This window comes from Nocardiopsis listeri NBRC 13360 (assembly GCF_001570765.1).
GTDB lineage: Bacteria > Actinomycetota > Actinomycetes > Streptosporangiales > Streptosporangiaceae > Nocardiopsis > Nocardiopsis listeri.
The window spans coordinates 1-26925 of sequence record NZ_BCSH01000028.1 but is presented as its reverse complement, the minus strand read 5'-3'; the positions used below and the strand labels follow the sequence as shown (position 1 = coordinate 26925).

At 69.2% G+C, this 26925-nt stretch carries 24 protein-coding genes; 14 read left to right on the top strand and 10 right to left on the bottom strand.

Translation table 11 applies throughout. The annotated features are described in order from the left end of the window. Positions 1 to 36 precede the first annotated feature (36 nt). The 3 genes from NLI01S_RS09900 to NLI01S_RS09890 all read right to left on the bottom strand — a co-directional run bounded on the left by NLI01S_RS09900 (position 37) and on the right by NLI01S_RS09890 (position 4222). Positions 37 to 2316 carry a catalase gene (locus tag NLI01S_RS09900; RefSeq protein ID WP_067602696.1) on the bottom strand — a complete coding sequence of 760 codons (2280 nt, stop codon included), beginning with the start codon at positions 2314 to 2316 and terminating at the stop codon, positions 37 to 39. Positions 2317 to 2589: 273 nt separating this feature from the next. Then, positions 2590 to 3492: an SEC-C metal-binding domain-containing protein gene (locus tag NLI01S_RS09895; protein ID WP_067602693.1), complete on the bottom strand. Its 903-nt coding sequence runs from the start codon at positions 3490 to 3492 to the stop codon at positions 2590 to 2592. 49 nt (positions 3493 to 3541) lie between these two features. Further along, the gene (locus NLI01S_RS09890) at positions 3542 to 4222 is read right to left on the bottom strand and encodes a DUF1028 domain-containing protein (protein ID WP_067602874.1); all 681 of its coding nucleotides are present in this window, start codon (positions 4220 to 4222) and stop codon (positions 3542 to 3544) included. A 537-nt stretch (positions 4223 to 4759) separates the two neighbouring features. On the opposite strand from NLI01S_RS09890, the gene NLI01S_RS09885 reads away from it, so the two are divergent. Together NLI01S_RS09885 and NLI01S_RS09880 are read left to right on the top strand one after the other, a co-directional pair. Further along, positions 4760 to 6613 carry an RNA polymerase subunit sigma-70 gene (locus NLI01S_RS09885; protein ID WP_067602690.1) on the top strand — a complete coding sequence of 618 codons (1854 nt, stop codon included), beginning with the start codon at positions 4760 to 4762 and terminating at the stop codon, positions 6611 to 6613. A 338-nt stretch (positions 6614 to 6951) separates the two neighbouring features. Next, the gene (locus NLI01S_RS09880; protein ID WP_084392457.1) at positions 6952 to 8112 is read left to right on the top strand and encodes an AI-2E family transporter; all 1161 of its coding nucleotides are present in this window, start codon (positions 6952 to 6954) and stop codon (positions 8110 to 8112) included. Between the two features lie 64 nt (positions 8113 to 8176). On the opposite strand, the gene NLI01S_RS09875 is transcribed toward NLI01S_RS09880, so the two are convergent. Further along, on the bottom strand, positions 8177 to 9190 hold the full coding sequence (locus NLI01S_RS09875; RefSeq protein WP_067602687.1) for an alpha/beta hydrolase: 1014 nt from the start codon (positions 9188 to 9190) through the stop codon (positions 8177 to 8179). 309 nt (positions 9191 to 9499) lie between these two features. On the opposite strand from NLI01S_RS09875, the gene NLI01S_RS09870 reads away from it, so the two are divergent. The 8 genes from NLI01S_RS09870 (at position 9500) to NLI01S_RS09835 (ending at position 17872) form a co-directional block, all read left to right on the top strand. Further along, the gene (locus tag NLI01S_RS09870) at positions 9500 to 10612 is read left to right on the top strand and encodes a DUF4185 domain-containing protein (RefSeq protein ID WP_190318420.1); all 1113 of its coding nucleotides are present in this window, start codon (positions 9500 to 9502) and stop codon (positions 10610 to 10612) included. 201 nt (positions 10613 to 10813) lie between these two features. Further along, on the top strand, positions 10814 to 11101 hold the full coding sequence (locus NLI01S_RS09865; protein ID WP_067602684.1) for a hypothetical protein: 288 nt from the start codon (positions 10814 to 10816) through the stop codon (positions 11099 to 11101). A gap of 27 nt (positions 11102 to 11128) precedes the next feature. Beyond that, on the top strand, positions 11129 to 12385 hold the full coding sequence (fmdA, locus tag NLI01S_RS09860) for a formamidase (protein ID WP_067602681.1): 1257 nt from the start codon (positions 11129 to 11131) through the stop codon (positions 12383 to 12385). A 279-nt stretch (positions 12386 to 12664) separates the two neighbouring features. Continuing rightward, a complete protein-coding gene (locus NLI01S_RS09855) occupies positions 12665 to 14119 on the top strand; it encodes a hypothetical protein (RefSeq protein ID WP_067602678.1) in 1455 nt (484 codons plus the stop codon). 131 nt (positions 14120 to 14250) lie between these two features. Beyond that, positions 14251 to 15165: an NAD(P)H-binding protein gene (locus tag NLI01S_RS09850; protein WP_067602675.1), complete on the top strand. Its 915-nt coding sequence runs from the start codon at positions 14251 to 14253 to the stop codon at positions 15163 to 15165. A gap of 178 nt (positions 15166 to 15343) precedes the next feature. After that, the gene (locus tag NLI01S_RS09845; RefSeq protein ID WP_067602672.1) at positions 15344 to 16810 is read left to right on the top strand and encodes an MFS transporter; all 1467 of its coding nucleotides are present in this window, start codon (positions 15344 to 15346) and stop codon (positions 16808 to 16810) included. Continuing rightward, complete coding sequence (locus NLI01S_RS09840) at positions 16807 to 17391, top strand: TetR/AcrR family transcriptional regulator (RefSeq protein ID WP_067602669.1); 585 nt, start codon at positions 16807 to 16809, stop codon at positions 17389 to 17391. The genes NLI01S_RS09845 and NLI01S_RS09840 overlap by 4 nt, the downstream gene beginning before the upstream one ends. Positions 17392 to 17536: 145 nt before the next feature. After that, positions 17537 to 17872, top strand: a complete 336-nt coding sequence (locus NLI01S_RS09835; protein ID WP_067602666.1) for a hypothetical protein — start codon at positions 17537 to 17539, stop codon at positions 17870 to 17872. Between the two features lie 10 nt (positions 17873 to 17882). Here the strand turns inward: NLI01S_RS09835 and NLI01S_RS09830 are convergent, their stop codons facing one another. The 4 genes from NLI01S_RS09830 to NLI01S_RS09815 form a co-directional block, all read right to left on the bottom strand. Then, positions 17883 to 19172, bottom strand: coding sequence for an FAD-dependent monooxygenase (locus NLI01S_RS09830; RefSeq protein WP_084392450.1), 1290 nt, complete (start codon positions 19170 to 19172; stop codon positions 17883 to 17885). Between the two features lie 2 nt (positions 19173 to 19174). Then, entirely contained in the window at positions 19175 to 19738 is a 564-nt protein-coding gene (locus NLI01S_RS09825) for a TetR/AcrR family transcriptional regulator (RefSeq protein WP_067602663.1), read from the bottom strand. A 263-nt stretch (positions 19739 to 20001) separates the two neighbouring features. Next, a complete protein-coding gene (locus NLI01S_RS09820) occupies positions 20002 to 20214 on the bottom strand; it encodes a hypothetical protein (RefSeq protein ID WP_067602660.1) in 213 nt (70 codons plus the stop codon). 134 nt (positions 20215 to 20348) lie between these two features. Beyond that, positions 20349 to 20900 carry a hypothetical protein gene (locus NLI01S_RS09815; RefSeq protein WP_223809185.1) on the bottom strand — a complete coding sequence of 184 codons (552 nt, stop codon included), beginning with the start codon at positions 20898 to 20900 and terminating at the stop codon, positions 20349 to 20351. Positions 20901 to 21389: 489 nt separating this feature from the next. Here NLI01S_RS09815 and NLI01S_RS09810 point away from each other — a divergent pair, with 489 nt between their 5' ends. Further along, a complete protein-coding gene (locus NLI01S_RS09810; RefSeq protein WP_067602657.1) occupies positions 21390 to 21767 on the top strand; it encodes a hypothetical protein in 378 nt (125 codons plus the stop codon). Positions 21768 to 21896: 129 nt separating this feature from the next. Beyond that, entirely contained in the window at positions 21897 to 22031 is a 135-nt protein-coding gene (locus tag NLI01S_RS26570; protein ID WP_263363282.1) for a hypothetical protein, read from the top strand. On the opposite strand, the gene NLI01S_RS09805 is transcribed toward NLI01S_RS26570, so the two are convergent. After that, entirely contained in the window at positions 22028 to 23077 is a 1050-nt protein-coding gene (locus tag NLI01S_RS09805) for a tellurite resistance/C4-dicarboxylate transporter family protein (protein WP_067602653.1), read from the bottom strand. The genes NLI01S_RS26570 and NLI01S_RS09805 overlap by 4 nt on opposite strands. 190 nt (positions 23078 to 23267) lie before the next feature. Between NLI01S_RS09805 and NLI01S_RS09800 the strand changes: the two genes are divergently transcribed. Then, positions 23268 to 24011 (top strand): SDR family NAD(P)-dependent oxidoreductase, encoded by a 744-nt coding sequence (locus NLI01S_RS09800; RefSeq protein WP_067602648.1) that lies wholly within the window; start codon positions 23268 to 23270, stop codon positions 24009 to 24011. A 208-nt stretch (positions 24012 to 24219) separates the two neighbouring features. Here the strand turns inward: NLI01S_RS09800 and NLI01S_RS09795 are convergent, their stop codons facing one another. Further along, the gene (locus tag NLI01S_RS09795) at positions 24220 to 26376 is read right to left on the bottom strand and encodes a WD40 repeat domain-containing protein (protein WP_067602644.1); all 2157 of its coding nucleotides are present in this window, start codon (positions 26374 to 26376) and stop codon (positions 24220 to 24222) included. 302 nt (positions 26377 to 26678) lie between these two features. Between NLI01S_RS09795 and NLI01S_RS25680 the strand changes: the two genes are divergently transcribed. Further along, positions 26679 to 26925 (top strand): hypothetical protein (locus NLI01S_RS25680; RefSeq protein ID WP_157090999.1); only part of this gene is annotated, 247 nt, incomplete at its 3' end.

Sequence of the window (26925 nt, the reverse complement as noted above, 5' to 3'; positions counted from 1 at the left end):
CGTTCGCTCCACGAGGGCCACAGCGTCCACCCCCGGTCAGGCGTGGGTGGGGAACCGCTCCCAGACCCGGTGGTGGCCGAGCAGGTCGACGACCTCTCGCAGGATGGTCCCACCCTGGTCGCCCACGACCACACCGAGCGCCTCGACGGGAATCCCCGCCGCATCGAGCGCCGGCCGGGCCACGCTCAGGGCGCCCAGCGCCTTGGCGTGCCGGTAGGCCTCGTTGAGCATGAGCGACACCCGCGGATCGACGGCGGCGTCGGCGCCTCCGGTCCACGCCTTGCCGTCACGGGAGGGGTTGGCGTCGTCCCCCGCGGCGGGGAGCCCCGCCACGATCAGCGCGTCGAACTCGATGGACCGCGCGGTGGCGAAGCTGCGCTGCACGGTGATCGGGTCATCGCCGGACGCGCCGAGCGCCCCGCCGGTGGGGCCGACCACCAGCGGCACCATGCCACCGTCGAAGATCTCGGCCCGAAGAGCGCGGACCGCGTCCAGGTCCGATCCATCGTCGGCGATGACGCCGATCACCCGCCCCTTGGTCGGCCACGCGCCGCCCAGCTGCGAGAGCGCGGGACTGGGCGCGGGCGATTCGAGTTCCCGGGTGGTCTTGGGCGCCGGGAGTCCGAGGCCGTTGGCCACCTGTTCGCACAGGTAGGGGTCGACCTCGGCGAGCGCGCGTAGAGTGCGTTCCTTGATCGCGTCCTCGTAGCACTTGCCGAGTTCGAAGGTGAACGCGGCGATGGTGTGCTCCCGCTCGACCGACGACAGGCTCAACCAGAAGAGGCGAGGCTGGCTGAAGTGGTCGGCGAACGATTCCGGTGCCTCTCGGACTCGCCGGGATTCCTCCACCCGCGCGGGGACCTCGACGTATCCGCCCTCTTCGGCGCCGGCGAAGAAGGGGCAACCTCCATCCAGGCTGTTGGGCTTGTACGGGGCGACCCCCTTGTGCACCGCCGTCTGGTGCATGCCGTCGCGCAGCATGTCGTTGACGGGCGCGTGCGTACGGTTGATCGGCACCTGCGCGAAGTTGGGCCCGCCCAGCCGGGTGAGCTGGGTGTCCAGGTAGGAGAACAGGCGCCCGGCCAGCAGCGGGTCGTCGGTGACGTCGATGCCGGGCACCAGGTGGCCCGGGTGGAAGGCGACCTGCTCGGTCTCGGCGAAGTAGTTGGACGGGTTGGCGTTCAGTGTGAGCAGGCCGATCGGCTGGACCGGCGCCAGTTCCTCGGGAACGATCTTGGTCGGGTCCAGCAGGTCGATGCCCTCGAAGGTCTGGTCGGGCGTGTCCGGGAAGGTCTGGATGCCCAGCTCCCACTCCGGGTAGGCGCCCGCCTCGATCGCGTCGGCCAGGTCCCTGCGGTGAAAATCGGGGTCGGCGCCGGCGACGATCTGCGCCTCTTCCCAGACCAGGGAGTGCACACCCGCCTTGGGCTTCCAGTGGAACTTGACCAGGGTGGTCTCGCCACCGTCGTTGACCAACCGCCACGTGTGGACGCCGAAGCCCTCCATGGTCCGGTACGAGCGCGGGATGCCGCGGTCGGCCATGAACCAGATGGTGTGGTGCATCGCCTCGGTGTGCAGGGACAGGAAGTCCCAGAAGGTGTCGTGCGCGCTCTGGGCCTGGGGGATCTCCCGGTCCGGGTGCGGCTTGACCGAGTGGACGACGTCGGGGAACTTGATGGCGTCCTGGATGAAGAACACCGGGATGTTGTTGGCGACCAGGTCGTAGACGCCCTCGGAGGTGTAGAACTTGGTGGCGAACCCGCGGGTGTCGCGTGCGGTGTCCATCGAACCCCGGGAACCGGCCACCGTGGAGAACCGCGTGAACGTCGGGGTCTCCACGTCCTTGCGTAGGAAGGCGGCCTTGGTGACGCTCCCGGCCGTCCCGTATCCCTTGAACACGCCGTGGGCGCCGGCTCCACGGGCGTGCACCACGCGTTCGGGGATGCGCTCGTGGTCGAAGTGCATGATCTTCTCGCGCAGGTGGTGGTCCTGCAGGAGTACCGGACCACGCCGACCCGCCTTGAGCGAGTGGTCGGAGTCGGGCAGCCGTGTGCCCTGGGCGTTGGTCAGGTAGGCGCTCTCCTGGGAGCGCGAGTCGGCCAGGCCCTCCACCGGACGGCCCGTCGCCGTGTAGGAGCCGGGGGCGCCCTGGTCGGGTTTGGGCGGTAGGGGCGCCCGCGGTTCGGTCGGTTCCTCCAGGGGCGGAGGCTGATCGGTGGGTCGACCGGGGATGTCCGCGGCGGGGTCCTTCTCCTCCGAGACCGCCTGCGAGACCTTGTCGACCGCGGCCTTGATCGGGTTGGTTTCCTTGGCCATGGCTCTCCCTCACGGGTACGGGTCGCCGCCGCGCATCGATATGACGCACGGCCACGGCCCATGACTTACGGTTGCGTCGCACACGCTCCGCTACCCGATGGCGAGTCGGCTGATACACGAGTCCCCCGAATCATGCGAACCTATACCCGGGTTTTGCCCGGGCCGATGGTTTCGAAGCCGCCCTGATCTGCGGGTGGGTCAGGCGCTCCCTCTCCGCGAGACGCGCCGCTCACCAGGAGCGACCCGTCCCGCGCGTACCGGGGCGTCGAGCGGTCAGCGCACCGACGGGGACCCGCAGCACTTCTTGTACTTACGCCCCGAACCGCACCAGCAGGGCCGGTTGCGCTCCGGTGGCCAGGAGACCGCGCGGTCCTGGGGCAGGGTGCGCGCCCACGCGTTCCGGGTCTCCTCCGCCGCCGGATCGAGTCCGTGCTCGCCCGCGTAGGCGTCGATCTCCGCCTGATCGGCCAGAACGATCCGTTGCCCGTTCCCACCTTCGCGCAGCGCGCGTTCGACCCCCGCGTAGTGTTCCCGGGCCCGTCCGGTGAGCACCACCCGGGCGTCGGGGTCGACCTCGACGGGTTCCGCCAACAGACCCATCTCCTCTTCCAAGGAGGGCCGGGCCTGGTCCACCGCGCGCACCGCGCGGTCGTGTTCGTCCGCGGGCAGCCCCAGTCGTTCACGCACCTGCGCGCGGCCCATCAAAGGCAACAGGCCCACGGGGTCCATGCGCTCCAGCAGTTCCACCGGCTCTGCGAGGATGCTGCGGCAGGCGATGTTGTAGCAGTACAGGGCGCGGTCCAGGTCCCCGTCCGCGGCGAACTCGTCGGCGAGCACCGCCGCCATGGGCCGACCCAACACCCCCGGGTCCATCAGTTCGTCGATGAGCCCGTCGGCCTCCGCCACCGCGCCCTGGGAGCGGAGCAGACCCGCCAGCATGTGGGTGGCGTACTGGCGGTAGTCGGGTTCGGGGGCGTGTTCGCGCAGCAGGTCGAGCACCCGACGGGCAAGGCCGGGGCGGCGCTCGCGCAGTTCGGCCGCGGCGCCCAGGAGGATGTCCCCCGTCTGGTCGGGGCTCTGGGCCAGGTCGTCGAGCAGGTGCTGGGGCAGGTCCATGTCGAGGATGGCCGCCACCAGCCGGGGCGGGAGCGGGGCCGAGTAGGCAGGTTCGGTCATCCCACCAGGCTAGAAGCCGCGGGTACGTGGCCGACCTCACGCCGGCCGGTCATTCGTGGAGCCGCTCGAAGGAGCCGTGGGGGTTGTCCCGGGTGGGCAGGGCCGCCACGAACGGCAGCAACTCCCGCCGGGCCACTCCGTGCACCCTGCGCAGTTCGGCGACCGGGTCGGGGTGTTCGTCCACCCGCAGGTCCAGGTAGGGGTAGGGGTCGCCCGTGTGCACGTACAGGGCGGCGCTCTGTCTGCCCCTGCGGTCGCCTCCGGCGGCCTGGCCCGCCTCCAGGGCGCCGAGCAGCCGTTCGTCGAAGGTGAGGTCCGGCTTCGCCGACCAGGCGTCGGCCATCGCGTCGAGGGTGTCCGCGCCGGTCAGGATGTTACCCGCCACCGCGAAGCCCTCCCCGGTCCGATGACCGCACCAGGGGTGGGTCATGGTGCCGGTGTGCGCGGCCGAGCGGCCCCGACGGTCCACCACGACCACTTGGCGCGAGTCGGGATCGGGGTCCTTGGCCAGCGCCCCCTCCAACGCCTCCTCCGCGGGCATCGAACCCAGCAGTTCCAAGGCGTCCACACCCAGCAGCGGGTTGATGAGCGCCTGTGTGGCGACGGCCCCGAAGTCCGCGTGCGCGAACACCGTCAGCGCTCCGATCGCCGGCATCCGGCTGCTGATCGCCACCCCGCACGCGCCGGTGCTCCGGTCGTGGGCGACGATCGTGAAGGTGCCCGCGTACAACAACGTTCCGTTCCTCCCACACCCTGGCCGACCAGGTCCTCGGTTCACCGAGGATCGTACCGATAGGAACGGCGGTCCCCGGCGCGCCCCCGGGCGGCCCCCTGGGGTGCGCGACCCGTCCGGTGACCGTGGATCCGAGGACGAGGGGGTGCGGGGTGGGCCCTCCGCCTCGGTCACCGGGCGCCGGGAGCGTGGTGTCGCCCTGTCGGCGCGTCTTGGCGACCTCGGGAAAGGCCGAGCCGGAGAACTCCTGGAATTCTTTCATGATTCCGGATCCGGCGATCTCCGAATCGCGTGCACTGCCTTTTCGACGGCTTCGGACGGACCGAAAACGGCCGGGGGAACGCCGCCGAACCGCTCGTTTAACATGTCGTCCATGGACCGAATCACCTACGTGGAACGAAGGCGGCGCCCCGGCAACCGCTATGCGTGTCCCGCATAACCCCGTCCTGGGTGACGCGCGCGTGGGAGGAACGTGTGATGTTCCCGCCTCACTCACCGTCATCTCCCGATCCCCCGACCACGGAAAGGTCGCCCTTGTCCCGGTCCCTCGGCATCCGCCTCGCCCATCTCGTCCCGCCCCTCGACGACACCTGCGAAGAATCCCTCCAGCAGGCCTTGGGGCATCCCGACCTTTTCGAGAAACACTGGTGGCGGCAGGTGACCCTGCCCCGGGCCCTGCACGCGATCGGTCCCGACCACCTGGCCACCGGCCTGGCCCACCTCACCCTGGATCGCTGGCAGGACCTCGCCCTGGGCGAGATCATGCCCGCGCTCTACCTCACCGGTGAGCACCCCGACGTCCTGGCCACCCACCCGCACGAGTGGCCCGACCCCGAAGGCGCCCACAAGTACCTGCACGACCTGTACCTGACGGCGCTGGACCACCTGCCGTGGGAGGCCCCTCCCACCGGCCCCGGTACCGGTCCCCTCTTCACCGAGATCGAGGGGTGGTTCGCCACCGCCGACCCCCGACGCCGCGCCGTGGCCGGCCGCCGGGTCCTCACCCTGAACTCCGAGACCCTGGACACCCTCGGCTCACGCTTCGGGGTCACCCGCGAACGCATCCGGCAGATCCACAAGCAGGTCGGCCAGGAGGTGCGCTCCCGGCTCAAGGGCGCACGAGGCGCACGCACCTCCGCGCACCTGCCTGAGCTGTCGAGGAAGCTGGGTGTGGCCACCCCGCTCGACGCCTTCTGGGACCTGTCCCCCGAGTACCCCGACGTCCTGCCCTCCCTCGACCTGCCCGTGGGCGAGGTTCTGTTGAGGCTGCTGCCCGGCCACCGGGTCGTCGACGGCTGGATCACCTCCGAGGGGGCCACGGCCCTGGTCCGAAAACTCACCGAGGAACTGGCCGAGCGGACCGTGATCCCCTTGGAGGAGGCCGAACGCGTCCCCCTCGAAGGAGGTGTCCCCCAAGAGCACGCCCTGGCGTGGCTGTCCGCGCTGCCGCACGCGCGCGTGATGGACGGCCACCTCGTGCGTTGGGGCCGCAACCTCCCCGACAAGGCCTTCGCCGTGCTGACCGTCGCCGGACGCCCCCTGCACTTCGACGAACTCCTCGAACGGGTCGGCACCGGCTTCAACGAGTCCGGTTTCCGGGAACGCATCCACGGCGACGAACGCATCATGCGCCGGGACCGACGCCTGTTCGGGCTCCGTGCCTGGGGTGGCAGGGAATACCTCGGCCTGGAGGAGACGATGCGCCGCCAACTGGTCGAGGCGGGCGGTGAGATGCCCGTGAGCACGCTCGTCGAACGCATCACCGACTGGTTCGACATCACCGAGAGCTCGATCCGCGCCATGTCCGCCGGCAGCGAGTTCACCCGCCCCCGCCCCGGATGGGTGGCCCTACCGGGTGTGGTGACGGCACGGACCCCCTACCGGCCCCGGCGGGTGGTCGAGCGGACCCGGCGCTGCTTCCGCGACATCGAAGGGGCGTGGTGGCTTCGGGTGGAGCTCAACGGCGAGCACCTGCGCGGGTCCGGCTTTCCGATCCCCAGCGGTTTCGCCGTGAGCGTGGGGATGGGTCCGGGCTGCCGCCTGCCGGTGCGCATCGGTGATCGCCCCTCCATAGCGGCATGGAAGAACCAGCCGTTGATGAACTCGATCCGTCCCCTGCTCCTACTCGAGGACGCCCAGGTCGGCGACCACGCCTTCATCACCCTCACCGGGGGGCGGGTGCTGTGTCGGCTCCACAAGGCGAACGCCGTCCCCCACGATCCCTTCGCCGCCGCCCTGTACCTGGCCGGGCGTTCGGTCACCGACGATCTGTCCTCCCTGATCCACGCCGTCGGTCTGCCCGAGGACGCCGAAGCGCCCGAGCTCATGGCCCACCTGACCGACCGTGGCGACCAGGACCTGCTCACCCTCCTGACCCCGCACCTTTGACGTCGTCGGGGGAGGGCGCCCGCGTCCCTCTCCCCCGGACGTCCATCCGCGCTTCCCCGGCCCCGCCCCTCACCACCCACGCGCCCCTTCCGCGCGTCGGCGGGCCCGTCGCATGCCCTCGGGGTCGATACGGTGGACCTCGTTCTGCCCAAGAACGACGTCGGCGCCCCCGCGCCGAGGTCGGCGAAGGACCACCGAGCGCGTCCCCGTGCTCCAGGGCCGGTTTCCCCTCACCGTCCGGCAAGGGTCCCGCCGTACCGAGTCGACAGTGAGGAAGACCCCGCGTGTCCACCAGCCCCTCCCCACCCCGGCCCCCGCGCCACGACCGCGGTGGCGGCATGCCCCCGTGGCTGCCCCGCGCCATGCTGCTGGCCCTGTGGATCGTCATGGCCTTCGGTGTCGGACTGTGGCTGTTCCTCAAGCTACAGAACCTCTTCATGCTGTTGTTGATCTCCCTGTTCCTGGCCTTGGCCCTGGAACCGGCGGTCAACTGGCTGCACCGGCGCCGCTGGCCGCGCGGCCCCGCGACCGGGGCGGTGATGCTGGTGGTGCTGGTGGTGGCCGTCGTGTTCTTCAGCATGCTCGGGTCCATGCTCATCGGTCAGGTCCTGGCCTTCATCTCCGAGGTCCCGTCGATGGTCCGGGCCGTCCTGCGGTGGATCAACAGCACGTTCGACACCTCCTACTCCCCCACCACGCTGCTCAACGAGGTCTCCAGCGCCAGCGGACTCATCGAGCAGTACGCCACCGGCATCGCCAACAACGTGTGGGGAGCCGGAACGACCCTTCTGGTGCTGATGTTCAACGCGCTGACGGTCGCGCTGTTCACCTTCTACCTGTGCTCGGACGGCCCGCGTTTTCGCCGGGTGATCTGTTCGGTCCTGCCCCCGCGCACCCAGCGCGAGGTACTGCGGGCCTGGGAGATCGCCGTGGCCAAGACCGGCGGTTTCCTGTACTCCCGCGCGCTGTTGGCGCTGATCTGCGGTGCCGCGCACTACGTGGTGCTGATCATGTTGGACGTGCCCTTCGCCTTCGCGCTGGCGCTGTGGATCGGGGTGCTGTCCCAGTTCATCCCGACCGTGGGCACCTACATCGGCGGCGCGGTCCCGGTGTTGGTGGCGCTGGTCGAGGGCGTGTGGCCGGCGGTGTGGATGCTGGTGTTCGTCATCGTCTATCAGCAGTTCGAGAACTACCTGCTGCAACCGCGGATCACCGCCAAGACCCTGGACATGCATCCCGCCGTGGCCTTCGGTTCGGTCCTGGCGGGCGTGGCCGTGCTGGGCGCCCCGGGCGCGCTGCTCGCGTTGCCGATCGGCGCGAGCCTTCAGGCGTTCCTGGGCACCTACATCCGGCGCTACGAGGTCGCCGAGCACCCGCTGTTGCCGTCCCTGGCCGTGGAGGACCACGGCCCCGCCCCCGCCGAGGACAGGACCAAGGACGATGAGACCCCCGAGGCGTCCGCCCGGGGAGCCGACGAGGATCCGGGCGCGCGGGCCTGATCACGTCCGGTCGGGGTCGCGACCCTGTCCCCGACCGGACGTGCCCCGACCGGCGCGATCCTTTCTACCCCGCCGAGCGAAGCCGTTCGATCATGCCGTCGAGGTCGCGCCGCACCAGGTCGGGGCGGACGAAGTGACCGCCGCCCGGCTCGTGCGCCTCGTAGGCGATGCCCGCCTCGTCCAGGGCGGCACGGAACTCCCGCTGCCCGGCCAACACCTGCTCTTCGTTCATCCGATCGAACAGGTCGAAGCGCTCGGGGCTGTCCCCCGCGACCAGGAAGACGCGCTTGCCCCGGTAACGCTCGATGTTCTCCATCGCGTTGTCGGCGCTGACCCGGGCCTCGTCCCACGGCGCCCCGTAGACCATGCCGCCGCCGAGCTCGAAGGCCGCGGAGGTGAAGTTCGCCCAGTGGGTGACCACCCCGAGGTCGCGACGTGTGCTGGCCGGCCCCGAGTAGGAGCTCACCGAGGCGAAGTGGCCGTAGTACTTGGCCGCGTACTTGAGCGCTCCGAAGCCGCCCATCGAGAAACCCGCCACGGCGCGACCGTCGAACTCGGCGTGCGTGCGGAAGTTGGCGTCGACCCAGGGCAGGACCTGGTTCATGTGGAAGGTCTCCCAGTTGCGAGGACCCACGTTGGAGGTGACCGGGTTGGAGTACCACCCGCAGGGCCCACCGTCGGGCATCACGATGATGATCTGCTTGTCCTGGGAGATCTGGCGGATCCCGGTGCGGTCCCAGCTGATGAAATCCGATCCGGGGCCGCCGCCGTGCAGCAGGTACAGGACCGGGTAGGTGCGGCCGTCGTCGCGGTAGCCGTCCGGTACGAGGACGTTGACGCCGGGGTTCCAACCGATCTCGGGGGTCTCGAAGCGGTAGTACCACATGCGGGGGTCGTCCTCGTTGTGGTCCACGAGGCGCAGCCCGGCGTGGTCTGGGGCGGGCAGGTTCCGGGTGACCGGTTCGGCGTGGGCCGCCGAGGTCGAGGCGAAGAGGCCGCCGGAGGTGACGGCCAGTCCGAGGGAGAGTCCACCGACGCTCTTGAGGAGGGCGCGCCGGTTCGGGGGGTTCGGGCTCAAGACGACTCCTGGGGTGCGGGGGCCGGCCACCTCTTCGTGGCCACCGCCTCAGTGAAACAGGAGGACGCGGCGAGCACACCGGGGCTTCGGATAACGGATCAGTTAATTTTCGACCAACGAGCCCGCAAATCATGTTGGTTTCCTACTTCTCCTGCCGACCCCCGCGAACAGCGCGCCACCGTCGGGTTTCGCGCGCGAACCGGTCCGTGACGGCTCCGCGGGCGCCCCACCGGCCCCGTTTCCTCTGGTTGACACCACATCCGCGGCTATCGATCCTGACCGTTCGACCACTCGCACGTAGGAGCGACCATGATCGACCCCCGCACCCCTCGTCCCCCGCAGATCGACCGGTCCACGTTCCTTCGCACCTCCGCCGGCGCCCTCCTGGGGTCCGGACTTCTGCTCGGCACGGGCTCCCCCGCCGGCGCCGACGACGCCTCCTCCCGCCAAGCCCTGGAGGTCACCAAGATCGGCGACCTCACCGGCCCCGGCCTGACCACGCGCTTTCGCATGGAGGCCACCGACCTGGGCATCCCGGTCCGCACCCCCGACGGGCGGATGCTCTTCGTCTTCGGCGACAGCTTCGAGGGCGCCACCGTCGGCGGCGGTTGGTGGCGCTCCCCCACCGCCCTGTACTCCACGACCACCGACCTCGACGCCGGTGTCCAGTGGTCGGGCGCGGTCGGGGGTGAGGCCGCCGTGCAACTGTGGCACTACGACCACGACAACCCGGTCTTCACCACCGTCCTGCCCTCCGACGTCATCACCATCGGCGACACCATGTACCTGCACGCCATGGTCAACAACGGCCTGGGCAACGTGGTGTGGACGGAGATCTGGCGCTCCGACGACTCCGGCGCGACCTGGACGCACACCGACGCGCACTTCGACGCCCACCTGCACGACGGCCTGTTCCAGCTGCTCACCTGGGCAGAGGGCGACGACGGATACGTCTACGTCTACTCCACCTCCTTCGACCGCAGCCGGCCGATCATCATGCACCGGGTCCCCACGGCGGCCATCGCCGACCCGGCCGCCTACGAGCCCTGGGGGTACCGCGAGGGCGTGTGGGGCTGGGGCAACCCGCCCACCCCGATCCTCGACGGCGCGTTCGGGGAGATGTGTCTGCGCCCGATGGCCGGAAAATGGGTCTTGACCTGGTTCGACGCGGGCGGCTATCGCATCGACGGCATCATCATGGACACCCCCACGTCGAACCTGCACACGGCCCACCGACGCACTCTCGTCCATGGCGGGGCGTGGGGTCACGAGGACGACTCCCACGTGGCCCAGCTCTACGGCGGCTACATCATCCCCGGTTCCACCCCCGACGAACTGCACCTGAGCGTCAGTCAGTGGAACACCGACCATGGCTGGCCCTACAAGGTCATGCAGCACCGGATCCGCGGGTTCGGCGCGTAGCGGATCCTCCTCGCGAAGGGGTGGCGCCTCGCGGGTCCCCGAGGCGCCACCCGGAACACACGCCATCGCTTGCCGGCCACGTCGGCGACCCTTGATTACACTCCGCAATAACATCATCACGCTCAACCCCGACCGCGTCGGGGTGGGTCATGCCGCGCGATCAGCGGGATCTTCGGAACATTCGCCGACGAGGAGGTCGTCTTGGCCGAGTACCGGTTCGAGTGCGGGGAACACGGCGGCATCGACATCGAGGCGGCGATGGGAACCGCGCCCTCGACCCTGCCCTGTCCCACCTGTCACCGGCCGGCACGTCGGGTGTTCGGCGCGCCGATGCTCAACCGCTCCCGCGGAGCCGTGAGGAGCACCTACGAACGCGCCGAACGCAGCGCGGACGCCCCGGACGTGGTGCGGTCGCCACCACCCCGGGCAGGGCGGCCCGGAGCGCGCTTCACGAACGATCCGGCACACCGACGACTTCCCAAGCCCTGAGGTCGTCCGCCTGGAAGGGACTCGACCATGCCCGAACTCCTGTTTCCGCTCGACTCGTCCAAGCCGTTCACCGACCAACGGGTCATCGGCCACAACAGGTACCACCCCGACATCCCGCCCGCCGTTCGGGTGCGCCCCGGGTCGACGTTTCGCATGCACTGTCGCGAGTGGTTCGACGGCGCGATCAAGAACGACGACTCCGCCGAGGACATCCGCGACGCCCCGATGTCCAAGGTGCACGCCCTGTCCGGTCCGGTGGGGGTCGAGGGCGCCGAACCGGGCGACCTGCTGATCGTCGACGTCTTGGACGTGGGACCGCTACCGCAGGAGGACTCCGGACCGCTGGCCGGCCAGGGGTGGGGTTACACGGGTATCTTCGCCAAGAGCAACGGCGGATCGTTCCTGGTCGACCGCTTCCCGGACGCCTACAAGGCGGTGTGGGACTTCCACGGCGAGGTGGCCACCTCCAGGCACGTCCCGGGGGTGTCGTTCACCGGCATCACCCACCCTGGGTTGATGGCCACCGCCCCTTCCCCGGACATGCTCGCGCGCTGGAACCGCAGGGAGGGCGATCTGATCGCGACCGACCCCGACCGGCTGCCGCCCCTGGCGCTGCCGCCCGAACCACGGGACGCGGTCCTGGGGAGCCTGAGCGGCTCGGAGTTCGACCGGGTGGCCGCGGAGGCGGCCAGGACGGCCCCGCCCCGGGAGAACGGCGGAAACCAGGACATCAAGAACCTCACCCGGGGTACACGCGTGTTCTACCCGGTCTTCGTCTCCGGGGCGAACTTCTCCGTCGGCGACCTGCACTTCTCCCAGGGCGACGGTGAGATCACCTTCTGCGGTGGCATCGAGATGAGCGGGTACATCGACCTGCACCTGGACCTGATCAAGGGCGGCATGGAGACGTACGGGGTGGGTGGGAACGCCGTCTTCATGCCCGGCAAGACGCCGCCCCAGTACTCCGAATGGCTGGCCTTCTCCGGGATCTCGGTCACCGAGGACGGCCAACAGCGTTACCTGGACTCCCAGCTCGCCTACCAGCGCGCCTGCCTGAACGCCATCGACTACCTGACCAGGTTCGGCTACAGCCCCGAGCAGGCCTACCTGCTCCTGGGCGCGGCACCCATCGAGGGGCGTTTCTCCAGCGTGGTGGACATCCCGAACGCGTGCGCCACGGTCTACCTTCCGACCGCGATCTTCGACTTCGACGTGCGGCCCGCCAAGTCGGGGCCCGTGCGGATCGACCCGGGGATCGGCGCACCGAGGGCCGCGGGGACATGAGCCCCTTCGGCGCGTAGCGGATCCTCGTCGCGGACGGGTGGGTGGCGCCTGTCAGGTCGCCGGGGCGCCACCCGGAACACACGCGGTCGTTCACCGGCCTCGCCCCGGGCTCGATCAGGTGTGTCGCGGCCGAACGACGCGCCCCTGTGTTCGGAAAGCCCCACATGGCGGTGCTCCGACCGATAGAAATGGACACCGAAAGTAAGGATTCGACAACGGGGAGTTACATTGGTGCGTCAGGAGACCACTGAGCCGACGGAACGGGCACGGGTACGGCCGGTGACCCTACCGTCGGAGGAGGAACTGGCGCTCGCCGCACGGGACACCTGGCCACTGCGCGAACTGCTGGCGCTGGCCGACTGGTTCACCGCCGAACGCAAGTTGACGGGGACGGGCGTGCCCCGCCCGGACGACATCCGGGCGCTGGTGAGCGACCTGGACCTGTGGCCCGGTGCCACGAAGGAACAGGCCGCCGAGCGCGCGGAGAAATTGAAGCGGCTGCGCGCCGCCCGGGAGCTGCCCGAGTTCCTGGCGCTGTGGCGCACCGCGGTGGCGCTGGGCCTGATCGAGGTCGACTCGGGGCGGGCCCGGGCCTGCCCCGAGGTCCGGGACGGGACGTCCCCCCGGCGAACCCTGGACCTGTGGGTCGCCCTGTTCGAGCGGGCCATCACCGGCGACCCGGACCCGGAGGACCTGTTCGACGTCGGCCGGTTCGGTTCGGGTCTGATCCGGGACCTGTTGGACGACCTGTACGCGGAGCCCGACGACACGGAGGTCTCCCTGTCGACCTTGGCCTCGACCATCATCGAGGAGCTGGCCCGACCCGGTGCCCAGTTGAGCGGCGCGTCCCCGGAACTCATCGACCATTCGCGTCGGATGGCGCACATGACCCTGTACCAGACCGCGCTCGGGATCGGCTCCAACGGTGGTATCCGGCTGGTCGACCACACCGGCGGGGAAGCGCGAGCGGAGTTCGCGCCGGAAAGGGGGTTGCTCCCCATCTACTCCCTGACCCTGGACGAGTCGGTTTCGGGCCCTCGGGACTCGGAGATCGTCTGCGCGGCCGTGCTCACCCCGCTCGGCCGGTACGGGGTACGGCGGATGTTCCTGGCCGAAGGGGTCGATGCGCCGCTGCTCGGCGGCCTGGCCCGGGCCGGGGCCGTCGAACTCCTGGACGCGCTGCGTCGGCTCCCCCGCGAGGTTCGGGTGGCGGAGATCAAGGCGTGGGCCGCCCTTCGCACTGCGCAGGAGGCGGTGACGGAGATCGCCGAGGCGTGCGCCGAGCCCACGGGGGACGGGGCTGTGCGTCGCATCATCGCCTCCGAGGTGCTGCGTGCACTCGGCGGCCCCGCCCTGCCCCCGGTACGCGTACTGCTCGCCTCCGATCGTCCCGCCGTGGCCGGCCTCGCGGCGAGCACCCTGATCGGCGCCCCGGACCTTCCACCGGAGGAGGTCGAGGAGGTGATCGGTTCGCACGGGCTCTGGTTCACGATCGACTCCGCGGCGGGCCTGTTGCACACGGGAGAGTCCGCCCTGGCCGGCGCGTTGAGGAGCGAGGACGCCGGCGAGGGTCTGCCCTTCACGCGGCTGCTGTTCCAAAGCTCCGGCGAGGTGTGGCGGGGCGACCACCCCCAGACGCTGTCGGTGCTGGACGCGGTGGGCCGACTCCACCCGGACCGCAAGGTCGCCAAGGCGGCCCGCCGCGCGGCCTACAAGGCCCGCAGCCGGGCCTGAACCGACGTGCGGGGCGGGAAGCGCCGTGCCTTCCCGCCCCGATTCCCACCGTCCCTCGGCCCCGAGTGGCGGACGGATTCGGTGCCGAGTGGCGGCCGGAAGTCGACCTCCATCGCTTGTAGCGTCCGGCCATGGCACACGAACACGCACACGGAAAGATCGTCGTCACCACGCCCACCGGCAAGGTCGGCTCACGGGTCGTCCGATTGTTGTTGCAGGCAGGGGTCCGTCCCACCCTGCTGCTGCGCGACCCCGACCGGCTCGACGCGGCCACCCGAGAACGGGTGGACACGGTACGAGGGGACCAGGGCGACGCCGACGCCGTCCTGCGCGCGACCCGGGGCGCGGACCGCCTCTTCTGGGTGGACCCGCCCACCCCCGACGACGACCCGATCGTCGGCCACGCTCGCATGGGAGCCAACGCGGCGCGCGCGGTCGGGGAGAACGGCATCGGGTACATCGTGTTCCTCAGCAGCGTGGGCGCGGAGAAACGGCACGGGGCCGGTGAGATCGACGGACTGGCCCGGACCGAGCAGGCATTGGACGCCACCGGGGCCGACGTGCTGCACCTGCGCTGCGGCTACTTCTTCACGAACCTGCTCATGGAATCGGACTCCCTGCGCGAGGGTGTCCTGCCCACCCCGTGGCCGCTCGACTTCGCGATGCCCTGGGTCGATCCCCGTGACATCGGTGACGTCGCGGCGGCCAGGCTCCTGGCGGGTGCCCGGCCCGGTGACCGGCCGGGCGGCGGGGCGGGACGCGGGGTGCAGGCGGTACACGGCCCCGAGGACCTGAGTTTCTCGCGGGTGGCACGGATCCTCGGCCGGGTCCTGGGGCGCCAGGTACGCGCCGAGCGGGTCTCCGACGACGACGTACGCGTGGGGCTGCGCTCCGTCGGCATGAGCGCCGGGCAGGTCGAGGGTGTCGTCGGTATGGCGGCCGGACTGCGCCAGGACTTCGTGCCCGAACAGGAACGCGACGTGCTCACCACGACCCCGACCACGCTCGCGGCCTGGGCGCACACGCACCTTCGACCCCTGTTCTGAGCCCGCACGGGGACGGTGACCTTGGCGGTGACCTTGGTCCCAGTGGGCGCGAGTCGTTTGACCCACGGGGGTGAACGGGTGTTCACTCAAGGGGGTGAACAATCGTTCACCCCCTTTTTTTCGTGCGTCCGCCCTCCACTCGCCCGCCGCACCCCTTCACCGCTTTGGAGCTCCGAGTATGGCCGTCCTGCGTGTGCCCTCATGGGCCACCATGGGGATCCTCACCTTCTGCGGCATGATCGTCTCGCTGCAGCAGACACTCGTCATCCCGCTGCTGCCCGACCTGCCCGAGATCCTCGACGTATCCGCCGACGACGCGTCATGGCTGGTCACCGCGACCCTGCTCACCGGGGCCGTGGCCACCCCGATCGTCTCCCGCATGGCCGACATGTACGGCAAGCGCAGAATGCTGCTGGTCTCCCTGGGGGTCATGACCGTCGGCTCGCTCATCGCGGCGCTCGGCGGGAACTTCCCCGCGATGCTCGTCGGCCGGGCCATGCAGGGGTTCGGCGCCTCCCTCATCCCCGTGGGCATGAGCATCATGCGCGACCAGCTGCCCCGGGAGAAGCTCGCCGGGGGCATCGCCCTGATGAGCGCCACCCTCGGCATCGGCGGAGCCCTGGGACTACCGCTGTCCGGTGTGCTCTACGGCGCGTTCGGATGGACCTCGCTGTTCTGGGCCACCGCGCTGGTCGGCACGGTCTTCCTCATCGCCATCCCACTGACCCTCGACGAGTCCACCGAGCGTTCCCCCGGACGCTTCGACGTCGTCGGCGCGCTGCTGCTCACCATCGTCCTCGTCGGCCTCCTGCTCCCCCTGTCCAAGGGCGCGACGTGGGGCTGGACCAGCGGCGAGGTCATCGGTCTGACCGTGCTCTCGCTCGTCTGCCTGGCGATCTGGGTCCCCCTCCAGCTGCGCATGCGCGAACCCATGGTGAACCTGCGCACCGCCTTCCGGCGACCCGTCCTGTTCACCAACATCTCCTCGTACTTCGTCGGCTTCGCGATGTTCCTGAACAGCCTGGTCACCACCCAGGAACTCCAGGTCCCCGCCGACACCGGGTACGGAATGGCCCTGCCCGTGGCCGTCGCCGGACTGGCGATGGTGCCGGGCGGCCTGATGATGCTCGTCTTCTCACCGATCTCCGCCCGCATGCTCAACCGCTGGGGCGGAAAGACCGTACTGCTGACCGGCGGCGTGGTGATGGGCGTGACCTACCTGTGGCGGATGTTCAACAACGACGCCGTGTGGGAGATCATGATGGGCAACATGCTCGTCAGCGTCGGCAGCGCCATCGCCTTCGCGGCCATGCCGGCGTTGGTCATGGCGTCCTCCCCCCGCAACGAGACCGCCTCGGCCAACGGCGTCAACGCCCTGGTCCGCTCCATGGGCACCTCCAGCGGCAGCGCCGTGGTGGCGTTGGTCTTCGCCTCGCTGACCGTGACCGTGAACGGCGCGGTGTTCCCCTCCGCCCAGGCCATGTTCACCGCCAACGGGCTCGGCCTGGCGGTGTGCGTGGCCAGTGTGCTGTTCGGGGCCATCATCCCGGCTCGCGAGCGCGACGAGAAGGGCGATGATGTGATCACCGGGCCCGCACCGGTACGCGAGGTTGTCAAGGAGGTCCAGGAGAAGGTGGAACCGTGAGCAGAAACGACAGTCGGAGCACCATCCTCGACAGTGCGCGAGCCCTTTTCTCCGAACACGGCTACCAGAAGGTGAGCATCCGCGACATCGCCACCGCCGCGGGGGTCTCACCCTCCTTGGTGATGAAGCACTACCGGAGCAAGGCCGAGCTGTTCAACGAGCTGGGGCCCAACGAGATCCCGCTGGCCGAACTCGACCTGCCCCGCTCCGAACTCGGGCGCGCGCTGGTGCAGAAGATCCTCACCCGGCGCGAACACGACGTGCGCGACCCCCTGCTGGTGGCCGTCTCTCACGTGCGCGAGTCACCCGACCCCGACCGCACCCGCGAGGAGGTACGGGAGCGGCTCCTGACCCGCTTCGGTGACCTGATCGGGGACACCACCCCCGACCGCCGCCACGCGAGCGCCGTCGCCTGCCAGGTGATCGGTCTGGCCGAGGGGGTCCGACTCCTGGGGCTGTTCCCCACCGACGAGGTCTCCCGCGATGCGGTGCTGGACCTGTACGGGCCTCTCATCCAGCAGCCGATCGACGCCTGTGCGCGTGCCTGCGCGACCCCGGAGGAGCCGCGTCCCGCCGACTGAAGTGGCCGGCCCCGCGATGGAGAACCGCGGGATGGGTGCCAGGACCGCCTCTGAAGAGGAGATACTTGCCACCTTCCGCTCAATGAACGGGCCTGGGGAGGCGGCGCGGGGCCCATTCGTCACGGGAACAGGGCATGATCGAGCCATGGAACGCTGTGATTTCTGCGAACTCCCCATCGGGGGCGGCTGCGCGTGCTCACTCGTGAGCGAGGCCCGCGGCCGATCCGGGCAGGAGCCCGGGACCACCTCGAAGGAGGCCCGTTTCCCTCGCGGCGCCATCCTCATCTCACCGAGAGGCATCGCCCACCGCCCAGGGTGCGGGCATCAGTCCGAATCCGAGATCGAAGCGCCGATGTGGGGCTGGATCAACGATCCCGACCCGCTCCTGTGGCGCCGCCTGGGCGAGAGCGCTCCCGCCCAGGCCACGAAGGGCAACACCAAGCGGGTGGCCACACGCCGCTGCCGCAACTGCGACACCTGAGTCCACGGCTTCACGGCCGGGGCGCTTCGAACCCGCTCCGGCCCTCCTTCGCACTCGCGCCCACGTCCCCGACCGGTTCGACCAGGGGCGTGGCGGCGAGATCCTCGACCACCCGGCTGGGCTTGCCCGACATCGCCGAGGCCACCCAGCGGTCCACACCGGGCAGGGCGGCCAACCCCAGCACGAGGCGGCGCAACCGGAGTCGCATCGCGGACGAGGGCAGGAACCAGGAGGTCCCGGTGCGGGCCGCGCGCTGACGTTCGGCCACCACCGGACGCCACCGCGCCTCGTAGCGCTCCAGCCCCTCGCGCACCGTTCCCGCTCGGGCCAGCTCCTCGGCGAGCACGAACGCCCCGCCCACACCCATCGAGGCGCCCTGTCCGGCCAACAACGACACCGCCTGGCACGCGTCTCCCAGCAGCACCACCCGCCCCTTGGACCAGGTGTCCATCCGCGACTGGGCCACGTTGTCGTAGTAGACGTGTTCGGGCTCCGGACACCGTTCCAGTGCCCGTGGTACCAACCACCCCAGGCCCGAGCAGGCCTCGCGTAGAGCCCACCGTGGATCGTCGGGCAGGGTGGTGTCCTCGGTGCGGTGCACGGCGAAGACCGCCACCCTGTTCCCCGCCAGGCCGTAGAAGCCCATCTGGGCGCCCAGGCTGTCGGTGAGCAGGAAGCGTCCTCGCAGGCGGGTGTGCAGCTCGGCGTCCTCGAAAACAAAAGCGCCGGTGTGGAAGCCCAGGTGGAGCAGGTACTCCTCCTGCGGGCCGAAGACCAGGCCCCGCACCGTGGAGTGGATTCCGTCGGCCCCGGCGAGCAGGTCGGCGTCCAGGACGCGGCCATCGGACAGATGCGCCTGGACCCCGTCGGGGTGCTCCTCGACCCCGGTCAGCGCGGCCCCGTAGACGAGTTCCACCCCTTCTGGAAGGGATTCGCGCAGGGCCAGTTCCAGGTCCGGGCGCATGATCGAGACCAGGGACCCGCCCATGGCCCGGGCGAAACGACGGAAGCCGAGCGAGGCCCGGCGCCGCCCCTGTTCGTCCACCAGGACGGCCTCGTCGAAGTCGTGACCCAGTTCCCGGATCCGGGGCAGCACCCCCATGATCCGGGCCGCGTCGTAGCCGGGACCGAAGAAGTCGATCATGTAGCCCTGCGGACGGGGTCCCGGGGCGCGTTCGGCCACGGTGACCCGCCAACCGTGGTGCGCCAGGCGGTGGGCCAGGGCCAGTCCGGCGATCCCGGCGCCGGCGACGACGGCGTGCGGTGCGTGTGCGTGCCGGGGCGTGTGCGGTGTACTCATCGTTACTCCTCCAAGGCTCCACGCAGGAGCCTGCGCAGGACGGGGACGACGGACTCGGCGGTCAGGGAGAGGTCCAGGGGACGGTGCAGCATGAGCCCGTCCACGGTCGCGGCCAGGACACGGGCGGTGGTGTCGGGGTCGGGTACCCCGCCGGCCCGCATCCAGTCGGTGAGCAGGGTGCGAAAGTCCGCCAGGAGTCGGGTGAGGGCCTCGCGTAGTTCCGCGTCGCGCCCGGCGGCCAGGAAGGCCTCCGTGAAGAGCACCGAGGTGGGGTCCTCGCCCGAGTAGGCGTCCAGGGAACCGAGCAGCAGGTCGAGCCCCTCCCGGGCGGTGGCGCCCGGCAGGTGGGCGGCCCCCTCCCGGGCCACGGCTCGTATGGTGCGCAGGGCGGCCTCGTTGAGCAGGGCGCGCAATGAGGGGAAGTGGTAGTGGACCAGCCCGGGCCCCACCCCGGCCCGCTCGGCCAGCACCCGGGTACTCACCCCGGTCCACCCCCGCTCGGCGATGAGCTCGGCGGCGGCGGTGAGCAGGCTCTCCCGCACCTGGTGCGCGCGCTGTGTGGTCATAAGCCCTCTCCGTCCAGAATTTGGGCGACCGCCTTGGACGAGTGCCCAATTCTAAGAATTGCACATCCACCGGCCCACGTACAGCCCCGGCACCCGCCGACAAGGCTGGTGGGAAACTACACCCACCACACCTCCCGCGCCGGGCCAGCCCTCCTCACCCCGGGTGACGCTTCTTGCTACCAGTAGCGATGAAAGCGCTTTCACCGCTACTGGTAGCAAGATCACCCGGTTCACTCGGCCACGCGCCTATCCGGTGCGGGGGCTCACCCCCGTTCGCGGACCCGCAGCTCCGGGTGTTCGGAGGAACCTCGACGGTTTCCGCCCACCTCCTCCAAGAGGATCTCCCCCACTGCCTCCTGGTATCGGCCCAGCTCGTCGAGAACATGAGCGGGCAGGCCGAGCGGGGTCACGGCGGCCAGCAATGTTTCACCGGCGGCGTCCACCTGATGTTCGGGGGACAAGGTGTTCTTCACCATGCCATCACGCTAGTGAGGGAGACTTCTTGTTCGGGCACGATTTCGCACATGCGTGCCCCAAGCCCGCCGATGTCGGCTCCGCGCACCCCCTGGACGACTTCGACGCCGTGGCTCGTAAGGGGTAGGAGCCATGATCAGCTCGGGTCCGGCCAAAGCCATTCGGGCTTGATGTCGACTCCGAGATGTTCGCGCAGGGTGTCGGCGGCCAGAGGTCGAAGGCATCCTCGCGCGACACGTGGGTGGGCACCGGGATCCGGGCAAATGAGGATCGCGAGGATGCGCAGGTACAGGGCTGCGGATTTCGGGTCGGCCCCCAGCACCTTCTGAGCGCACTGCCACAGCAGGTTCAGTGCCTCCCCCGTCAGCTCGGTGCGGACCGGACCCCACTCCTTCGCATCCTCGTGCTCCAAGACCGCTTCCTTGAGCCCTTCGGGCACCCTGGCGAGCAGTTTGGCCCCCCGGTCCAGGACGTCGGCGATCTCAGCGAATAGATCGCACCAGAAATGGCCCGCGATCGCACGGCCGTAGTCGTTGAAGCTCGGGGGTTCCCCTTCGGCTGCCTGTTCGGCGTACCGCCACAGTCGATCGGCGAAGACCTCCTCGTTGAGTGCGGTACCAAGACCCTCGATACGTTGAATTCCGGTCGGATGGGCCGACAGCCAGGCGACCGCGCCGGCCCTGGCCACTGCGCCACCGGCTTGTCGCAGGTACTTGGTCGGTGTCCGGCGACCGTTCTCGTCGAAGTGACGGCATCGATCCGACCACAGTTTCTTCGCGGGTTCACGTAGTTCCCTGACACCCGGATCCCCGAGTCGAGCCCGTTCAAGATGACCGAGCCAACCGTGGCGGCTGCCTCCACAGGAGGAACAGACGCACACGGGCCTGATGGCTCGTTCGCATCGCTTGCTGTGCTCAGGGATACGCGGCACGGAACCTCCGGGGATAGGGGGTGGCGGCTCCGGGATGAGCGAGCCACTCCCCACGCTCCCGGTGTGGGGCAGGTACTCGGTATCCCACACGGGGCCACTCTCCTGTTGCCGCTACGGCATGAGGACCTTGCCCACACGTGTTTTGGCGGGGGAGGAAACCGCAGACGAGAGAAGCGCTATTAACCCTCTCAAGGGGGAAAAACTGAATCGGTAGCATTCCCAGCAGACTGAAGGTAGTCTGACCGCATGCCTGAGATCAACGTGTCGGCGGAGACCGACCGCCAATTGAGCCTGCTCGCCTCATGGGACGGAACCAGCAAGGGAGAAGTGGTGGCCCGCCTCCTGTCCAACCTTTCCAAGACCGAGACCCGATCGGATGACACCGTGGCGGTCCACAAGATCTACGAGAAGGAGCGGGTCGAAGGCCTGTACGATCCTTCTTCCTCCACCTTGACCATCACGTCCGCGCCCTGGTCCGGTGAGGTCTTCAGCAAGCCGAGCAGCGCAGCCATCGCCGTCGTCCAGCACTTCAAGCCCGAGGCGAACCCCAACCGCAACGGCTGGGACTTCTGGCGTGTGACCGAGACCGGGGCCCCACTCCAGTCACTACGTTCCCATCGATGATGATGAAGTTGATCAAGTACTATTAACTCTAAACCAGAAGGAAGCGCCCTGCCGCCCGACGAAGACACGAGCCCATCGGCTTCGTTCACTCACTATGAGGGTCGCCCGACCATGTTCGGCTTTCTCACAGTGATCTGTATCCACACCATCAACGGAATCCTGTTCTGCGCTCAGGACAACGGCAAGACGGTACGGCTGATCTGCATCATCGCCGCGATCTACCTCTGCGCGGCGATGGGTACTCAACTCAACGTCGGCGGCTAGGCATGGGGAGTCGGGGCGGGCCGGCGGGACGCGGTGGGAAACCACGATCGGACCATGGCCGCGCTCGTGACCGCCCAGGCCGCCAGGGCCACCCAGATCCACACCTGGCCGATCCACTCGACCAGCGGCAGACGGTTGGCCCGCCCCAGGTACATGCAGGCCACCGAGTACATGCCGAGCGGGAAGACGATGCTCCACAGGGTCGGCGTGTACCTCAGTGGCACCCGTTTGACGAAGTGCCGCCAGACGCCGACCGCGATCAGCGCGGGGATCAGCCACGTCGCGAAGGCCCACAGCACCACGGCCCCGCCCTCGATGAGGCCACGGACCGAGTCGACCATCGGCGTGCTCTCCATCTCGATGATGCGCGAGCCGGCGACGATGCTGATGGCGATGGCCCCCATCGACACCCAGTAGGGCGGTTCGAAGTCGCGGGGATCCAGTGGGGCCTGGAGGATCCGCAGGACGACGAACATCGCGACGGCGGCGTACAGCACCACACCGATCGACCAGGCGAAGACCGCCAGCACCGAGAGCCCGTGTCGCGCCAGGTCCTCGTAGTGCGGCTCCAGCGTCGCGGCGACCACGGCCACGGACTGGGCGGCCACCACCCAGATGAACCACGTTCCGTTGGCGGCGTCGGTCACCGGTCGTTCGTCGCGGCTGAGCACCGCCGCCCACGGCACCGTGTAGCCGAGCAGCAACCAGCTCGCGGTGCCGATCGCCAACAGGACGGTCGCCCCGACGAGCTCACCGTGCGCGGCCAAGCCCGCCGCGAGAACGCCGGTGCCCGCGACGAAGGTGAAGATCAAGAACGCCTTGCGCGAGTCGTGCAGGTCGCGCGTGAAGGCCTCCCGGTAGGCGATGACCCGCCACACGTTCAAGACGACGAGGAGCACGTAGCCGGCCCCCGCCGACCCGAGCAGCACCAGGGACGCGACCTGCCACGATCGCTGTTCGGCCGCGACCGACAGGATCCCGGTGCCCATGACGAACGCGAAGTACCCCGGAGACAGGTGTTCGGGGGTCGGACGAGAACGCGGCATGACTCGGATCCTAGTACGGTCCGTCATTGGCACCCGAATCGCACTCGGTGTCCTGAATCAACCGATTCACGTCGCATGTCAGGACTCGACGGCCACGCCGAGCGCCCCGTAGGTGCACCGCGTTCACGCCACCGGGCCAAGAATGGAACCCGGTGCGTACGAGCGCGCGGCACGCAGGAGGGAAGCAGTCATGCTGCTGCAAGACCAGATCGTCATCGTCACGGGAGGCGCCGCCGGCATCGGTGGTGCGATCTCGCGCGTCCTCGTCCGACGCGGCGCCAAGGTCGTCGCGGTCGACGTCGACGGGCAGGCCGGAGCGGAACTCGAAACCGAGCTCGGCGCCGATATCGCCTTCATCCAGGCCGACGTAAGGCTGGAGGAGACCGCCGAGCTCGCGGTCCGCACCGCCGTCGAACGCTTCGGCGGGCTGACGGGCCTGGTCAACAACGCGCACGCCTCGCGCCAGGCGCCTTTCACCGACCTCACCCCGGAGCAGTGGGACCTGTCGTTCTCGACCGGCTTCATCGCCACCCGCAACTTCATGCTCGCGGCCCACCCGCACCTGGCGAAGTCCGGTGGTTCGATCGTGAACTTCGGCTCGGGCGCCGCGCTCGTCGGTCAGCCCACCCAGGCCGCCTACGCCTCCGCCAAGGAGGCCATCCGCGGCCTCTCGCGCGTGGTCGCCAATGAGTGGGCGAAGGAGAACATCCGCGTGAACGTCGTGTGCCCGATGGCGATGACGGCGGGCGTCAAGGCCTGGAGCGAGTCCGCACCGGAGCTGTACGAGGCCTCGCTCGCGAAGGTGCCGCTCGGCCGCTTCGGCGACCCGGAGACCGACGTCGCCCCGATCGTGGCGTTCCTGCTCTCCGACGACGCCAAGTACATGACCGGCCAGACCCTGATGGCCGACGGCGGCGCCAACCAGCTGTACTGACCCGCACGGCGGGCATCGCCCCACCGAGATGCCCGCCCACCGTCAGACGGGCGAACAGGTCCACCAGGTCTTCCCCGAGATCGTCGACAACGCTCCCTGGTCCTGACCCACAGCACCAACGCCGTGGCCGGGGAGCCGGCGAAGGACACCGTCGAGCGGATCACCGGTTTCCTCGACGGTTGGGACCTGCTGAAGCCGAGGCGGGGAACTATCGACGCGCGCCCTTACCATCGCCATCGATCAGGTCCATGACGCGCACTCCCGCGTCACCGGTCACGGCGAGGGCGCTTTCGTCGGGAGAGAACGCCAGGCCGTTCACGTCCTCGGTGACCCTGATCCGACTGAGGGGTTCCAGGGTGTGGGCATCGTGCACGGCGATCACGCCGTGGTTGCCGCACCAGGCCAGATGGGTGCGACCCACCACCACGTCACGCGGATAGTCGGTCCACTCCTCGCTCCTGCGGTCACCTCGCGAACGTGCACAGGCCACCTGCTCTCCCGTGGTGACGTCCCACAGGGTCAGCACGATCTCCTCCACCCAGTCACCGTCCCGCTCATGGCTGATGGTGCGGTGCTCAACGGTGAGGAGTCGATCGGCATCGGGTGAGAAGCGGACCAGCATCCATCGCCCCTCCGGCTTGGAGTCGCCCAGTCGACGACTGCCGCCGTTGAGAAGGTCGAAGACACGAACCGGAGCGAGCCCACCCGCGAGGGCGTACAACCCGTGTCCGGGGCTGACCGCCTCAGGAGCGCGGAAACCGTACATACTCGCGTAGACGTCGAAGTCCTTTCCCTCGTGACGCGCGGCCCGGATCAGCTCCCGAACCTCCTCGGTGTCGTGGTCGGGGAAGGGGCACCGGTCCCCGGCCGGTTCGACCACGCGCGGATCGTGCGCCTCCGCCACGTACCATCGTCCCTCCCGGATCGATCGCACCGCCACGTGCGCACCATCGGGGCTCCACACGGGGTCCCTGAATCCGGGACCGGTCCGTTCTCGATCCCGGTGTCCATCGCCGCGAACCGACCACAGACGCACCCCCGACTCGCCGGCGGTGGCGACCATGTCGCCTCCAGGTCGCCAGGCCAGATCCGTGGTCTCCTCCGGGGCGCAGGCGATCCGGGCCCTCTTCGACAGCGCGCTGTCGTCCCCGACCTCCCACCGGGTCAGGTGAGCCCACCCATGGTGCTCCGATTCCAGTGTGGCCAGAGCCTGCCCGTCAGAGGACCAAGCAGGGACCGCTCCTACCCGACTCCGGGTTCGCGCACCTTCAGAACGAGACGGGGGCCGTTCGGTCTCGGGGCCGCACAGGACCCGTTCTTCCTGGAAGATAAGGCGAATACGCTCGCCATCGGGGTGCCAGCGCACGCCGTACGGGTCGCTCCACGCCCACACCCGATACAACGGATCCGCATAGGGCCTGGGCCAGGTCAGCAAACGGTGTTCGGAAATCGCGCGTGGACCTTGTTCGATCAGGGCCACCGCCGCGAGTGCGCCGTCGGGGTGCCAGTGCAACGCGGATATCCGACGCACCTTGTCATCGACCAGGAGCCACGGGGGTTGTTCGCCGCCGCCCACCGCCCACAGGCGCACACCGATGTCCTCACCGATGGCCAGGATCCGGGAATCGGGGGCCCAGGCGATGACCGGCCGGTCTCCGTATCCGGTTCGCGGAGCGGTGGGGGTGGCGGCGATCTCCGTCCACGTGGTGGTGTCGTAGACGAGCACCATGCTCACGTGTTCGACTCGGCCGGCCCCCACATCGTCGGCGTCGTACTCCCCCACGTCGGGGAAGCGGTCGCTCTCGCCCAGGATCGCGAGCCGGCTCCCATCAGGGCTCCAGACCCCCTGGTCCAGGGCCGCGCCCCGAATGTTCAGGCACTGTTCCTGTCGCCAGGTTCGGGTGTCCCAGATCCGTACGGAGGCGTCGTAGGCGCCGACCGTGGCCAATCTGTTCCCCTCCGGCGACCAGGCCACCGAGTTCACCGGGGCGCGGTGACCGGTCAACACCCGCAGCAACCGTGCGTCGATCGGTGCGGCGTCGTCTCCACGCTCGATCAGGCGTAACGGTGGCAGGGCCTCATCCACCCCGGTCAGCCATGCGGCCACCCGTGGTTCGCGGGTCAAAGCACCGTGCAGCGTGCAGGCGATCTCGGTCCGGTCCCGGGTGTGGGCGAACAGGTGGGCGTTGGTGAGCAGCAGCCGCCGAAGCCGCCCGGGGGCGGAGGTGGGGGCGGCTGTGTCGGGGACGTGTTCGAACAGTTCGTCGGCCACCGCCGCCGGGCCCCGGGCGAGCACCCGGCCCACAAGGTCGGCGTAGTTCCTGATCCAGGAGGCGTAGTCATGAGGGGGTTCGGGGTCGTTCACATCCAGTCACGCTAGCGGTCTCCGAGCACACCGAACTCGCCTCAACGTGGCCGTTTCCGGTCAACGCGCGACGGCCCCGAACGCAAGAACCGGAGTCGGCCCATCCGGCCCCGCGCAGGCTTCGGAATGGGCTCATCGAAGAGAACGGCTCGCCCATCGCTCCAGATCGGTAAGCCGATGATCAGGGGAATCAAGGCGAACCAACCAACCCGTCCAAGAAACCCGGACAGTGCGGAGTCGAAATCCCAGAACGAACACAGATATACTCAAAACACCACTCGACACCCAAGGAGGAGAACACCATGAACCGCGAGAACAAGGACCACGGCCGGACCTTCCGAAAACGCTCTCCCTTCCCACCTAAAGGCATGGAAATCATGGAATACCTGGACCTAAAGGAAAAGGCAAAATCATATATTAAAATAGTGATGTATCTTTACGCGGATTTGGCTTTCTACGAGAAAGACCCCGAGCAGAAAGAAAAATACGACAACGAGAGTAATCGACATATAAACCTACTGAAGTCCATGACGTGGATGGAGGAAGAGG